Raw genomic sequence first — 14,684 nt, forward strand, 5'->3', positions numbered from 1 at the left:
AGCGGCCGGTTGAAATCCCTTTTGCTAAAAAATAAAGAACAGGGAAAAGAATAGTGCGGTTAGGGTATTCAGATGCGTTCGCAGATGCCGCAGGGCCTGGGTGATATAGTTTTCAACGGTGCGCGTCGAGATATTCATTCGCTCCGCAATCTGGGAAATGGTGGCATGCTCCATGCGACTCATCCGGAAAGCAGTTTGACATTTGTCTGGCAATTCGGCGATGCGCTCGTGCAGCACCTGATGAAGATCCTTTACATCCATCATCTCCTCCAGGGAATTGTCGCTGTACTTCTGTATAAACAAGGTGAAGTCGGCAGCATATTTTTTCCGGACATGCTCCGAACGCATGAAACTAAAAATCTTGTTCTTCGCGATCTTAAATAAGTAAGGATCCAGAAACGTATTAGCATCCATCGCGTTCCGGTTGTTCCAAAGGGCGACAAACACCTCCTGCAGGATCTCCTCTGCCGTCTCCTTTATTCCAACTTTCTTCAGGATGAAAAGGTACAGGCGATGAGCGATTCGATCATAGATCAACTCGAACGCTTTTTCGTTTCCTTCTTTTAGTGAAGCGACTAGATCGATCTCACGATGACTGCCCGTTGTTTCCATAATGTATCGGTAACTAAAATAACAGAAAGTTTACGTAAACGAATTATAGACTGTGAATTTTGATTGACGTGTTCACGATGACGCTTTTCGCTTCCATTTTCAACCCAGTGAAACGCGCTGTCTTTTTGCTTGTAACTATCTGTATTTCAACACAATAAAAAATATTTTAAAATTGACTGTGTGTTCATCCTGTTCCATACGACTATAATTATTTGGCCTTGGCTGAGGCCATGTTAACGCCAAATTATTAATTTTTTTTAAGCGCGACGTGTGTCTTGGCGCCACATTTGATGTGCCCCGTTAACGCAAACGATTACTGCCAATGCATTCACCTGCGGGACCTCAGCACAAACCTGCAATGAAGGCGAAGGGCTTTTCGCTCTGAGGGCATCACGCGTCACTATGGCGACGTGTGGGAATATGCTAACTTTGGCCCTGACTGATTTGCATGACGTTGGAGCTTTCACGCAAAATGTGAAAAAAGATATTGCAATTGACTGTGTGTATCCTTCTTGTCGAAGCGATATAGCAATGAAGTCTGATTACTAAATGTCTGTATGTTATGAACGAGTTTGGCTTTGATCGTCTGATCGAGTTGTACAAAAAAGATCAACTCACCCAGGAAGAAAAGAAATTGGTGGATGACTGGTTCAACAGCGTCGATACTGGAATGGACTCCCTGCTAACGAATGCAGATCATGATCGACTGAAAGACAAACTACTCTATCGCATAAAACCTTCCGCGGATACCCCTCCCGTTGACCAGGAGGATTCAATGCTGACAAAGGCCGGGCATTGGACATGGCTAAAAATAGCCGCCTCCCTCCTCGTCGTGTCACTCGTCGGATTTGGGGCCTGGCGTCTTCAATCAAACTCAAACGATCTGAGAACATACACCAGCAATGGAACCACTACCAAGGTGAGCTTACCCGATGGTAGCCTGGTTTGGCTGAAGGGCACAAGTTCGCTGGAAGCTCCATCTGCTTTTGCGGGCAACACACGAAACGTGACGTTGCAGGGTGAAGCCTTATTTGAAGTTGCCAAAGATCCCCGCCATCCCTTTATCATTCAGTGTGGTCACGCAACGACTACCGTGCTAGGCACGAGCTTTAATCTTAAATCCTCTCCCGACCGGGTTGAGCTCACGGTGTTGACTGGAAAAGTGTCCTTCACATCCGCCAAGGATGCCCAGGGAAAAGTGGTTTTGCCCAATGAGAAGGCGATCTACGATGAAGCGACTTCAGTCATCTCGAAGGAAACCCTGGCCGTTGAGGAGAAGAAAGCCACGACCGACGGAACGGAGTATGAGATGATCTTCAACGATATTTCTATGGACGCGGTCGTCCGCCGGATCGAGGAAAAGTTCGATGTCACCATTTCGTTCGGGAATGAGGACTTGCGAAAGTGCAAGATCCGGGCAAATTTTTCCGATCAATCGCTCGAGAACACATTGGATATGATCGGCCAGGCCGTGGGTCTTCACTATACGATCAGCGGCAACACCGTGCAATTGACGGGAGAGGGATGTCGATGAAAACATTTGTTTGAAAGACGCAAACGTTATCGATTTCATGTTGCGTGAGGAACGCTCTGATCACCCGAAACCGACGCTTGTTATTGGCCATTTTTTGTTTACTGCAAACGTTTTATGTTTCGCCCCAAAGGGCGTAATTTAGGCTCCAAACTAGGAATGCGTATCCGGCCTGAAGCACGGCACGCGAGATGAACCTGAACTGGAGCCGTATGAAGGCATTGATCAAGGCATGTGTTCTGCACACCCTACCGCTATTTTGCTGTATTACGCTCCTGTCCCACCATTCTGCCAAGGCACAAGGTGTCCTTGAAAGACAAGTTTCCTTCAACCTGCAACACATCACCTTAAAAAAAGCGCTGGAGACGCTGGAGGTGGCAACGAGGGTGAAGTTTGTCTACAGCGTAAATCAAATCGACGTCACCAAGGTCGTATCGACCGAAACCGACGGGAAAACGCTTGCCGAAATCCTCGATCAACTTCTCCTTCCCCTAAACATCGAATACAAGATCCAGGACGACAATGAATACATTGTCCTGTCAAGATCGGCCGGCCGTTCCGGGGATGAAACATCACCCGAAAATATAATACCGCTCATCACGATTTCAGGCCGCGTGACCGACACCAAAGGCATCGGCTTAGCCGGTGTGAATGTCGTCGTTAAAAATACCACGACCGGAACATCCACCGACATCCGGGGCAATTTCAATTTGCAAAGTGTCCCGGCAAACTCGATCCTCGTTGTCTCATTCATCGGATATGCAACCTATGAAGCGGAGGTTGACGGTCAGACATCCATGGTGATCGTTTTGGAAGAAGAACTCACCTCGCTGGCGGAAGTGGTGATCACGGCCATGGGCATACCCCGCCCGGAGAAATCGCTGACCTATGGAACACAACAGATCGATGCCGAAGAACTGACGCATGCGAAGACCGACAACATGATGAACACATTGAACGGCAAAGTGCCGGGCATGACCGTGTTCCCCAGCGCCTCCGGCCTCGGGGGATCGGCTAAAGTAATCCTGAGGGGGAATCGGTCCTTCTCTCAATCCAATCAGCCGCTGTATGTGCTGGATGGGCTGCCGATGTTGAACAGTTCAAACTCTAACGGCCAGCCCAACACGCCGTTCGGAGGCCAGGTCGACGGAGGCGATGGCATTTCAAACCTCAATCCGGACGATGTAGAATCCATTACCGTACTGAAAGGTGCGTCGGCCGCGGCGCTCTATGGAAGTCAGGCCGCTAACGGCGCCATCATCATCACCACCAAAAAGGCGAGAGAGGGGATCACCGAATTGAATTACAATTCCAATGTTTACGTGAGTGACATTGCTTACCGGCCGCAATTCCAAACGGGCTATGGCCGAACAGGGAGCAACGCCCGGGACAGTTGGGGTGCGCCCATGGCCTCGCCGGCGGATGACAAATTGAAAACGTTTTTTCATGAAGGCGTCAACTTCATAAATTCTGTGAACCTCGCCAGCGGTTCAGAAAAAAACAAGATCTATTGTTCGTTTGCCAACACCAATGCTCAGGGACCGGTGCCCCATAATACGCTGGCGAGGAACAATTTTAGCTTGCAACAATCTCAAAAGTTGTTCGACCGGAGATTGGTTGTCGATGCCGGCCTCCACTACATCACCCAAAAAGTTGAAAACACTCCCGCACTGGGATTGTACTTTAACCCGTTAACCGGCTTGTATTTATTTCCCAGCGAGATGAATATTTCGCCATACAAGGCGCAATATGAATTTGCGGACCGTGTTGGCTATGAACGACAGAACTGGTTTACCAATGAGGACATCCAACAAAATCCGTGGTGGATCATCAACCGGAATCCAAATTACTCTCACCGTCGGAGGCTTCTCCTTTCCGGGCGCGTGGCGTTTGATGTGAATCGATGGATCAACATTCAAGTGCGTGGCAACCTGGACCAGATCACGGACCGCTATCAACAGAATCTTTTTTCCGGAACGCAGGCCACCTTGGCCCGTCCCAACGGACAGTTCATCGACAACACGCAGACGCAAGAACAAAAGTATGCCGACGCCTTACTGGCGTTTAAAATTCCAATGCCTACCTCGTTCGGGATCAACGGCACAGTGGGCACAAGCATCACCGACAGTCGCCTCGACGGAACTGCTGTTGGGCCCGGTCTGGGGCTCATCATGCCCGACGTGTTTAAGGCTCAAAATATTGTTGCCAGCAGTATGGTAAATCCCGTGTATAATTATCCCGATAACCATACGCAATTGCAGTCCATCTTTGGAACGGTCAATGCCGCTTACTCAGATTGGCTTCATCTCAATTTAACAGGGCGCAACGATTGGTCTTCGAACTTATCCTTTACGCCCAACCTCTCCTATTTTTATCCCTCGATGGGTGTTTCGGTTCTGCTGAAAGATGCCTTAGATCTCCCCACCCGTATTTCCTATTTTAAGGTGAGGGCGAACTATGCAGAAGTAGGCAATACAGTTCCTCAATACGTAACCAACCCGGTGAACTCCTTTGATAACACAGGCTCGGTGACGCTGAGCACAGCAGCGCCATTTGAAACCTTGAAGCCGGAGCGCACCAAAACCTATGAACTGGGAACGGATCTCCGCTTGTTTGAGAACCGGCTGGCGCTGACGTTCAACTATTATCGATCCAACACCTTCAACCAATTTATCAAAGTGGTGCCTTCGGTGGCCACGGCCTACAGTGCGGGCTATGTGAATGGTGGAAACGTGCAGAACACCGGGATCGAGCTTTCTATGGAGTACATACTGCGGATGGGTTGGGGATTCCGCTGGGAGACCTCCATAAACGTGGCGCACAACGTCAACCGGATCATTGACGTGGATTCAAAAAATGGCATTGATAAATACTTACTGACAACGAACGACAATACAAGCTACCAATCGGTCCTGGCCAAAGGAGGTTCGTATGGTGATATCTATGGCATCACCGTTATGCGCGACGCCGCGCAGCGCATGGTCCTTAACGACGATGGAACGCCGCGCATCAATACGAACTTCAGCTACCTGGGAAACCCCAATCCGCACTGGATCACGGGTTGGAACAATTCCATTACCTATAGGAATTTTACTTTGAATTTTTTGATCGATGCCAAAATTGGTGGCAAGGTCTTCTCCATGACACAAGCCATCATGGATCAATATGGAATATCGAAAGCGACGGGTGATGCACGCGACAAAGGTTATGTGCCGGTCAATGGTGTGAATGAAAAAGGCGAGGCCATTTCCAAAGTGGATCCTCAGAAATGGTATACCAGCATCGGCGGCCGGCAAGGTGTTTCCGAACTTTACATCTACAGTGCGACGGTGGCCCGCGTCCGCGAAGTTTCGCTGGGCTATTCCATTCCCCTACGGAAATACGGCATATCGAAATTGCGCGTGTCCCTCACCGGGCGCAATCTGCTTTACTTATATCGGGAAGCCCCCTACGATCCCGAGCTGCTGATGTCGACGGGAAATGGTTTATCCGGCATTGACATCTTCAACCAGCCCGCCATTCGAAATATTGGGTTTGCTTTGAATGTTACGATTTAAAACGGCGCCTATGACCTGGTCAGAATCCGTAAAACGAACTATCCGAATGACGACCTCACTCCTCGTCTTTTGCGCGGTCTGTCTTGTTTTGCTTCGTTGCGTCGGCAATTTTGAAGAATATAACACGGACCCTACCGGAATCTCAGATGCCCAGGTAGATCCCATCACCGTCTTTAAACCCCTGCAGCGGAAAATTTTTGATAAGTATCAGACCGCTCAAAACCTGAGCACGGATGCTTACTCCGGCTACATGATGTCGCCCACTCCGTTTATGGCCGACTACAACCTGAACTACTTCCTGGTCGACAGTTGGAATCGCGACGGGTTTGATGCGATGTACATCAGCATCATGTCGCCCATTCTTAAACTTGCCAAGCTTGGAACGCGCCAGAAATCTCCAGACCTCTGGGCGATCGCGTTGATCATCAAAGTGGAAGCCATGCACCGGGTCACGGATAAGTTTGGTCCCATTCCGTATAGTAAAGTTGGCACATCGACCACCTACACGCCTTATGACACCGAAGAAAGCGTGTACGGACAATTCTTCCAGGAGTTGGATACGGCCGTTACTAACCTGAAAACCTTTGTAGCACAACATCCGGGTGAAGCGCCCTTCCGGGACTTCGATTTGATCTTTGGCGGCGACTATCACAAATGGATAAAATTTGCAAACTCCTTGCGCCTGCGCCTGGCCATGCACATTGTGAAGGCCGCTCCCCAATTGGCGAGGATCCAAGGAGAGAAAGCCCTTAACGACGACCTGGGACTCATGGCCGACCCTGATGATGATGCGGCCATTAACTCAACCAACGGCACGAGTGACCTCTTCATGATCACACACGACTGGGATGACAACAGACTTAATGCGTGCGTTTTGTCGTACCTCGTTGGATTCCATGATCCGCGGTTGACGGTCTATGCAACCCCGGCAACAGATCCTTTGTTTCCGGGGCAGTACGTTGGCATCCGCATTGGATCTGCCATCTCTTCAAAGGATGCCTATAAAACCTATGCCAGCCTCAATACGGAAAAAACATTTCTCGTCTTCACGCCACAACCGGTCATGTGCGCAGCCGAGAGCTGGTTTTTAAAAGCGGAGGCTTCGTTGCGCGAATGGCAAGGCGCCGGCGATGCACAGGCCAACTATGAAATGGGAGTGCAAATGTCCATGAAACAATGGGGTGTGGAGATTGGAAATTATCTCCAGGACAATGTCAGCACGCAAGCTGCCTACGTCGACCCGAAAAATGCCAGCAACAATTCTCCGGCCGTTTCCACGGTGACCATTAAATGGGATGACAATCTTTCCAAAGAAGAAAAGCTGGACAAGATCATGACCCAAAAATGGTTGGCCACGTTCCCCGAAGGACAGGAAGCATGGACAGGGTTCAGGCGCACAGGCTATCCGAAGTTGTTCCCGGTGGTCATCAATAAAAGCGGCGGCAAAATTGATACGGACGTGCAAATCCGGCGACTGAGCTATCCCCAAAGTGAATACAGCACAAACAAGCGAGGTATTGAAGGCGCCCTGCAACACCTTGGCGGGCCGGATGATGGAGGAACCCGTCTTTGGTGGGATGTTGAGGGTGGAAATTTTTAACGAACGCGCATAAAATTCAATTGTGTGTTTGCGCCTCGAAAAGCGATTTCACTACCGACAGGTCTGCGACAAAAAGACTAAGTCGAAAACAACGAGTCAACCTCAAACGGATAAACTTTGCCATGCGTAAACCATATGCCCATCGGGCAACAAAGACGCGCGCCCATGGCGCGTTCATGCTCCTGATTATTTCTTGCTTCATCATCACTCAATGTCATCGCGAAAAAGAAACGGCATCGAACGCCGATGACACCACGAACTACACACAATTCGTTGACCCATACATGGGAAGCGGTGGCCATGGACATGTTTTTGTCGGCGCGAATGTTCCGTTTGGTGCTGTTCAACTGGGGCCCGTGAACTTTGCTCGCGGTTGGGACTGGTGTTCGGGATATCATTATTCCGATTCCATCGTTGTGGGCTTTTCGCATACCCACCTGAGCGGAACAGGCATCGGCGACCTCGGCGACATTCTCTTGATGCCCGCCATGGGCGAAGTGAAGTATACCAAAGGGACGCCCGAGGCCCCCGAGAGTGGCTATGCCTCAAAGTATACCCACACCAACGAAAGTGTGAAGCCAGGCTATTACACGGTCAAGCTAAGTCGTTATAATATTAATGTAGAATTGACCGCTTCGGAACGCGTTGGGCTTCATCGCTACACCTTTCCCGGCAAGGATGGGCATGTCGTTATTGATTTAAGCGAAGGAATCGGATGGGACTCGCCCGTCGAAACACATGTTGAACAGGTCAATGATTCCACACTCGCGGGCTACCGGTATTCGAAAGGATGGGCTGCCGACCAGCGGATCTTTTTTACGGCCATCTTTTCAACACCCATCAACCAAGTCATTCTCGCCAAAGGCTACACTGTTGTGAACGGAAAAACCGCGACGGGCAAAAGAGTGAAGGCAGTTGTTAAACTGAACACGGAGAAGCCCGTTCTTGTGAAGATTGGAATTTCTCCCGTAAGCGCGCAAAATGCTGCTTTGAATATCCACCAGGAAATTCCACATTGGAACTTTGACGCCATCGTAGAAAACGCCGATCGCTTGTGGAACCATGCTCTAGGCGCCATCCAAGTTCAGACCAAGACTAAATCGCAACAACGGATTTTCTACACCGCGTTGTATCATACGATGATCGCCCCTTCCATTTTTAACGACGTGAATGGCGACTACCGGGGAAGCGACAAGCAGGTTCACCATGACACGAGCTTTACGAACCTCACCACCTTCTCGCTGTGGGACACGTATCGGGCGACACATCAACTGCATACCATCATCAATGCCGATCGCGTGGGCGATATGGTCAACTCCCTGTTGAAAATTCATGAGCAACAGGGAAAGCTCCCCATTTGGCACCTTTGGGGAAACGAAACCAACACGATGCCCGGCAATAGCAGTTTTCCGGTGATCGCTGATGCGATATTGAAAGGGATTGCTAACGTCGATGAAAAAAAAGCACTGGATGCTATGGTGGCCTCCACGTTAGTAAAGGAGCGAGGGCTGCCCTTCGTGAACCAGCTTGGCTACATTCCCGCCGATAGCATCGTAGAAAGCGTTGCCCTTGGTTTGGAATATTCCATCGACGACTGGTGCGCCGCACAAGTTGCCAAGAAACTTGGCCAGGAAAAAGAATATCTATATTTCCTCAAACGCGCCAGCAACTATAAACAATACTTCGACCCCAAAACCCGCTTCATGCGCGGCAAGCTGGCCAACGGCGCGTGGCGCACGCCCTTCAGCCCGGTGATGGCAAAACACATGAAGGATGACTTTTGCGAAGGGAATGCCTGGCAATACACCTGGCTGGTACCGCACGACGTTGAAGGACTCATGCAACTGCTGGGAGGAGAGAAGGCCTTTGTAGAAAAACTCGATTCCCTGTTTGTTGTGAACGAGAGCATGGGCAAAGAAGCGTCGGCCGACATCACGGGGTTGATCGGGCAATATGCCATTGGCAATGAGCCCAGTCATCACATTGCTTACCTCTACGGCTACACCGGTTCTCCCTGGAAAACTGCGAAAACCGTGCGCAACGTCCTGGATCAATTTTATCACGATGCCCCCGACGGAATTCCGGGCAATGAAGACGTTGGCCAAATGTCGGCGTGGTATATTTTTTCTTCATTAGGTTTTTATCCGGTAAATCCGGCGAATGGCATGTATGTCTTCGGAAGCCCGGCGATCGAACGTGCCCGGATCAGAGTTTCTGAAAACACCTATTTCGACATCGAGGTCGAGAACAACGCCCCTGAAAATATTTACATCCAACGCATGGTGCTCAATGGAACTCCATATACCAAAGCCTACCTGACACATTCAGAGATTGTCAAAGGTGGTCGCCTGGAGATCCAAATGGGACCTTCGCCAAGCAAAGAATGGGGCACGAACAAGGATGATCATGCCCGGTCGACGCAGCTGTAACACCATGTCTTAGCGTCCAATCGTAGAATTCAAAACGGCTGATCTTCAGCGTCCTTGAAAAAAGTGAAATAAAAATTCATTCTTATTGTGTGTTGCAAACGGTTGATGCGATTGTATAAAAGTAGCAGGGCCATGTTGTCTAGTTGGAAGTGATTTTCGGAAAGGTCCCTGGTCTGTTTGTCTAGTTGAAAGTGATTTTGGGAAAAAGGTCCCCGGCTTGTTTGTCTAGTTGAAAGTGATTTTCGGGAAAGATCCCTGGCCTCTGTGTGTCTGGTTGAAAGTGATTTTGGAAAGGGTCACGGGCCTGTCTATGCCCTAACGCGATTGCAGTCAAAGCACACTATTTATATTCACCTAAACCAAGCACCCTTATGAAAAAACGTTTTTGTTCACTCATGGCGATTGCCATGGCATGCGCTTTCATGCATTCCTGTACAATGGAGGTAACACCCGATGGAAACTCAACAGGAAAATCACTCACCTCCGAAGCGGATATTTCGATCCAACCGCTGTCTTTGCCGGCCGTAGGACAGTCGAAAGTTGCCTACTACGCTTTCGACGCCACACCCTCCGGTCAAGGCATCCTTCCCTTGACAACATTCACCGACAACGCCAACGTAGTGATCGTCTTTGAAGGCACGTTGTGGGAATTAGCGGACACCGTACACTACAATTCGGGTTGGATGAACAATGCCTACTATCACAGCAAACGGCAAGTGTTGGCCGACATACAAACCTTGCGCTCACGGGGCGTTAAAGTGCTCATGAATGTCGACGACGCAGCATCATGGAGCACGGCAACTCCTTTTACAACGTACAATGGAACAGCGTACAATGCCACACAATTTGCGTCCTTCGTTAACTCTTGCGTGACTACCGTTGGTCTCGACGGCATCTCCCTGGATGTAGAACACGGGGCCACGGCGAATACAAACTACAGGAATTTAATTGCCGCGCTAGGCGCCTACTTTGGTCCGCTGTCATCGAGTCCCAATGACAAAATGTATACGGCTGCCGTTTACGCCGGTGGTGCACCGGGGCCTAATTTCAGAGAGGTGTCCATCAGTCAGTATCTTAACTTTGTGATGGACATGGCCTACAGCACGGACAACTTCAGCTACTGGTCTGCCACGCTGGGCAACTCGAAAGTGATGGAAGGATACTCGCATCAACTCAGCAATCTCAACACCGCGATTGCCAATGCACAATGGCATCCAAACCCGGAGAAGGCCGGCATCATGGTCTTTGCAGCCAACGTGAGCAAATCCTACACCGATGCCATCTTTGCAGCGTTGACCAGTGGTGGAGGCACACCTCCTGCCGGATCCGACATCACAAACTACGGTGGAACGCTCACCGCACAATACCAGACCGGTTCGCCCTCGGGAGAGGATTATACCAAGGTGATCGATAACAGTACCTCGACAAAATATTACACGGCCCATGCTGCGGCGTGGATTCGATTCCAGCCCACCACCTCAAACGTTGTTGTGAAATACACAATCACTTCCGGAAATGATGTTCCGGCGCGCGATCCGAAGAACTGGACACTCCAGGGCTCAAACAACGGAACGTCGTGGACGACGCTGGACACACAAAGCAATCAGACATTCGCCACCCGTCTGTTGACCAAGACGTATACGTTCTCCAACTCCACGGCTTATGCTTATTACAGGCTTAACATCACTGCGGTGAGCAGTGGAAGCGTTATGCAAATGTCGGAATGGGAATTGTTTAGAAATTAGAAACCTGTTGTTCGCGAATCAAGTTGTTCAATGAAGCCGGGGTTGCACCCGGCTTCTTTTTTTAATGCATGATCGCGACAACAACAGCGAGAGTCAGAAATGCATCTGGCTCTTGTTCTAATCACTCAGCGTGAGGTCGGCCGGAATTTTAAAAAAGGACGCGTGGGGTACGATTCATTTTCGCCAGTGTTAATCCTTCTTCTTCGGTGCGGGCGAGGTCATTTCAGTTTCGCCCTGCTTGGCCGCCAGCAGGTAGATCAAAGAAGCCGTGCCGTCCATGGTCGGCTCGTTTGTACTGTAATCTCCGTAGTCGTCATGATATACAGCCAGATCGCTTTGGAAAGCCGCGTACTCGTCAGCTTCATTAAGTTGTATTCCGATCAGGCTTTTGAAGATCTTTGTGTAAACAGGCCCGTCTACGAGTCCACCATCGATCGGATAATTTTTCAAATGCGTAAAGGCTGAGTGAGGATCAACCGGAGTGTCGCCCCACGAAGGCAGGCCATACACCATCGAGGTTCCCCAGGGGTTGCAACCAAAAATCCAGTCGAAGTTTGCCTGCTCAAGCGCCCCGAAGCTCCAGTCTTCTGTCAACTGCCGGTACCAAAAGCACTGAATGGCGAACGACACCGTCAGGTTGTTGCTGCACCAGATGAATGGCACCCCTCTATTGAACGCATTGCTTTCGGCCTTTGTGGCAACGGTCGCTATTCCTTTCCGGTAGTAGGCGACAATGGTGTCGCGCGCCTTGCCGGTAAGTTGTTTGGCTAATTCGTAATGACCCAGATTGATGAAGGGATACCATTGGTAATGGCTTGCCGTGTCAGTTCCCAGCCAGGGGGTGACGGGCTCTTGCCGCGCGTAGTTGATGGACTCATCCAGTTTCCGTGCACCTGCAGCGGCGAGCTCCATGTCGTCAACCCAGTTGTCTTCGGCATAGATGTAGGGTGATTTGACGGAAACCGTCTGCGTTGCGCCTGGCTTTTTTAGCGCGTATTGATAGGCGGTGGCCGATTTTTCAGAAAGGATCTTGCTATACGCTGTCTCGGAAGCAAAAACGGCAGCACCCAGTCCGAACGCACTGCTGAACTTGGCAGCGGTTGAAGACGTGCCCTTGGTGTTGTTGCGAAATTTACCGCGTTGTTGAACTTCGCCGTCGATGAAATAGACGGGTCGCTGATAGCCTCTCCCGTACTGGTCATCCATTTTTGGCATACGCATCCCCACATGATCGCGATCGTCTGCAATCTGGTTAAACATAATGTCTTTGTCGGGGTGCATCTTCAATAACCAGTCGAGGCCCCATTTCGCTTCGTCAAGTACATCGGCCCGATTATTCCTGCCCTCCAGACCATTTGCCAGTTTGTGATCACCGAACACCTTGGGAAAATCGCGGTAGGCCGCCAGCAGGTGGTAGGTCGCATTTGCCGAGGTGGTGGAATACTGCAAATAATCGCTTGCATCGTGCCATCCTCCCACGACATCGAAATACGTACTGTCTTTTATGCCCCCACTTTTTCCATACAACACATAGCCGTCTTGCGTGTGACAGCTGTCTTTCAGAAATGGATTGTAGCCGGTGCGCTGCTGTCGCATGTAGCGCAGGCAAAAATCGGCTGCGTTGGCATACACGTTTTCTCCGATCTCAAATTCAGGTGAGGTTATACCAGCGGCTTTGATCTTGTATTTTCCAGGCCTCTTAAAAGCAGAAAACTCCAACCGATAGGTTTGAGCAAACGGACCGTAACGTCCAAATGCCTTTCCGGCCTTTCCGGTGAACACTGCCCTTCTTGACTTCGCATCAACAACCTGAAACTCCTTGACAACTTCCTCCGTCAACCCGCACCACACCGCCACCTTCGGAGTACCTGGACGGTAGCCCAGTTGATTGATCCGGATCCACGCATGCGGATCCGTCGAACTACCGTGTGCCTTTACCGACAACAAAAAAATGAGGAGGATCGGCATCGTGAGACGTTTAAGCATAGTGGACAATTTATTGACCAGTAAACCTGTTAAGAAATTAGGTTTAAATCAAGTCTTCGAGGTAATCCTGAGTAATTAGTCCGGAGGAGTGTGTAGTGTCAATAATTTTCAAACAACCAGTGTTCGAGAAATTGACGACGTGGCCAGAACGATACTTCAAAAGGCGAAACATTGGAAACCTGCACATATAGTACTGCTACCGGCATATACCGTTCCTTATGACGTTACCATAACTATTTCCGTAGACGAAGAAGTATGTGCGATTCAGAATGTATGGCGAGGGCGATAAGGATATTCTGAAAAAATACTTTCGGCAGCCGCTTTAGGGTATGGTTGTGATAACGTCATAAGGCAACAACTGTGTCTATTACTGGTTCATATGATGCATAGCAAGCCCTATTTCCGAAAGTACTAAAAGAATACAGCGCGATCTCATTCTCGCTAAGCAATGCTCTTGGAATCATGTGGGGAAAGACCCGGCCAAAAGCATGAGACATCATTAGAAAATGAACATCATTAATAGCAATTGACTCCGCTGTCTCAGCGGGGTATTCAATCGCCGTCAACTCGATTGAATCCTCATTGATCTTTGCCGTGGCTTTGTAAACCATATCCCCGGTCCAGCTCCTTGAAAAATAGAAAATGTTGTCATAAACGTAGATATCCCATTTGCAATCCATGGAGTCAGCTTTAAATGCAGCGCCTCGTAGCACTGACCCGTTGTGGGGATACCTCAGATGGGTTAAAGTTGATTTCTGGTTTGGCACATGGGTACCGACATATTCATTCCCAACTGAGCTTCGTAACGAATTGTATTTTTCTACAATCTCTTTACTGGAAGTCGTAGCGATCATGGACAACGTAAATGATCGAATGTCCAAAATTCTCTTGTTAAAAGGATTTCCTTCCCCAATCTCATACCATATGAACCTGTAATTTGCTTCACCTTTTTGAGGGACTTCCGATTCTTTTACTTCTTTAGGTTTCTTTTTAAGCCAGTCAAACATTCTTTCACGATTTATTCTCAATTCCAAAATTATCATTTTTCTCCACGTTGTGTCGCGCCCTACATTTTTCTGATCAAAGGCGCTACGGGGCTGAAGTATGCCTCCACTGGAAATGGGGACGAACTTTAGTGAGGCTTCATTTACGGGAGCGGCAGACCGCGTGAGGTGTAACCATTCCTCAACTCCTTCCAACCGTTCACTAAACCGTTTTGGCCCG

General features: G+C 49.5%; 8 protein-coding genes. 5 read left to right on the forward strand and 3 right to left on the reverse strand.

Annotation, left to right across the window (positions count from 1 at the left end; all coding sequences use genetic code 11):
* Nucleotides 1–24: 24 nt before the first annotated feature.
* Complete coding sequence (locus BUB30_RS13060) at nucleotides 25–612, reverse strand: RNA polymerase sigma-70 factor (protein WP_073134280.1); 588 nt, start codon at nucleotides 610–612, stop codon at nucleotides 25–27.
* Between the two features lie 562 nt (nucleotides 613–1,174).
* Here BUB30_RS13060 and BUB30_RS13065 point away from each other — a divergent pair.
* The 5 genes from BUB30_RS13065 (at nucleotide 1,175) to BUB30_RS13085 (ending at nucleotide 11,474) form a co-directional block, all read left to right on the forward strand.
* Nucleotides 1,175–2,146 (forward strand): FecR family protein, encoded by a 972-nt coding sequence (locus BUB30_RS13065; protein ID WP_073134282.1) that lies wholly within the window; start codon nucleotides 1,175–1,177, stop codon nucleotides 2,144–2,146.
* A gap of 209 nt (nucleotides 2,147–2,355) precedes the next feature.
* Complete coding sequence (locus tag BUB30_RS13070) at nucleotides 2,356–5,700, forward strand: SusC/RagA family TonB-linked outer membrane protein (protein ID WP_073134284.1); 3,345 nt, start codon at nucleotides 2,356–2,358, stop codon at nucleotides 5,698–5,700.
* 46 nt (nucleotides 5,701–5,746) lie between these two features.
* Nucleotides 5,747–7,300 carry a SusD/RagB family nutrient-binding outer membrane lipoprotein gene (locus BUB30_RS13075; protein WP_221408696.1) on the forward strand — a complete coding sequence of 518 codons (1,554 nt, stop codon included), beginning with the start codon at nucleotides 5,747–5,749 and terminating at the stop codon, nucleotides 7,298–7,300.
* Nucleotides 7,301–7,422: 122 nt separating this feature from the next.
* Nucleotides 7,423–9,729: a GH92 family glycosyl hydrolase gene (locus BUB30_RS13080; RefSeq protein ID WP_245804083.1), complete on the forward strand. Its 2,307-nt coding sequence runs from the start codon at nucleotides 7,423–7,425 to the stop codon at nucleotides 9,727–9,729.
* A gap of 371 nt (nucleotides 9,730–10,100) precedes the next feature.
* Nucleotides 10,101–11,474 carry a glycosyl hydrolase family 18 protein gene (locus tag BUB30_RS13085; RefSeq protein WP_084138065.1) on the forward strand — a complete coding sequence of 458 codons (1,374 nt, stop codon included), beginning with the start codon at nucleotides 10,101–10,103 and terminating at the stop codon, nucleotides 11,472–11,474.
* 189 nt (nucleotides 11,475–11,663) lie between these two features.
* Here BUB30_RS13085 and BUB30_RS13090 read toward each other — a convergent pair whose 3' ends face one another.
* Nucleotides 11,664–13,460, reverse strand: a complete 1,797-nt coding sequence (locus BUB30_RS13090; RefSeq protein WP_084138066.1) for a glycoside hydrolase family 9 protein — start codon at nucleotides 13,458–13,460, stop codon at nucleotides 11,664–11,666.
* Nucleotides 13,461–13,804: 344 nt separating this feature from the next.
* Complete coding sequence (locus BUB30_RS13095; RefSeq protein ID WP_143164885.1) at nucleotides 13,805–14,659, reverse strand: hypothetical protein; 855 nt, start codon at nucleotides 14,657–14,659, stop codon at nucleotides 13,805–13,807.
* Nucleotides 14,660–14,684 lie beyond the last annotated feature (25 nt).

The sequence above is a fragment of the Chryseolinea serpens genome (genome assembly GCF_900129725.1).
Lineage (GTDB): Bacteria > Bacteroidota > Bacteroidia > Cytophagales > Cyclobacteriaceae > Chryseolinea > Chryseolinea serpens.

Excerpts from the sequence above, each read along its gene's own strand:
- BUB30_RS13060 (WP_073134280.1), bottom strand. The coding sequence starts at position 612 with ATGGAAACAACGGGCAGTCATCGTGAGATCGATCTAGTCGCTTCACTA.
- BUB30_RS13065 (WP_073134282.1), top strand. The coding sequence starts at position 1,175 with ATGAACGAGTTTGGCTTTGATCGTCTGATCGAGTTGTACAAAAAAGAT.
- BUB30_RS13070 (WP_073134284.1), top strand. The coding sequence starts at position 2,356 with ATGAAGGCATTGATCAAGGCATGTGTTCTGCACACCCTACCGCTATTT.
- BUB30_RS13075 (WP_221408696.1), top strand. The coding sequence starts at position 5,747 with ATGACGACCTCACTCCTCGTCTTTTGCGCGGTCTGTCTTGTTTTGCTT.
- BUB30_RS13080 (WP_245804083.1), top strand. The coding sequence starts at position 7,423 with ATGCGTAAACCATATGCCCATCGGGCAACAAAGACGCGCGCCCATGGC.
- BUB30_RS13085 (WP_084138065.1), top strand. The coding sequence starts at position 10,101 with ATGAAAAAACGTTTTTGTTCACTCATGGCGATTGCCATGGCATGCGCT.
- BUB30_RS13090 (WP_084138066.1), bottom strand. The coding sequence starts at position 13,460 with ATGCTTAAACGTCTCACGATGCCGATCCTCCTCATTTTTTTGTTGTCG.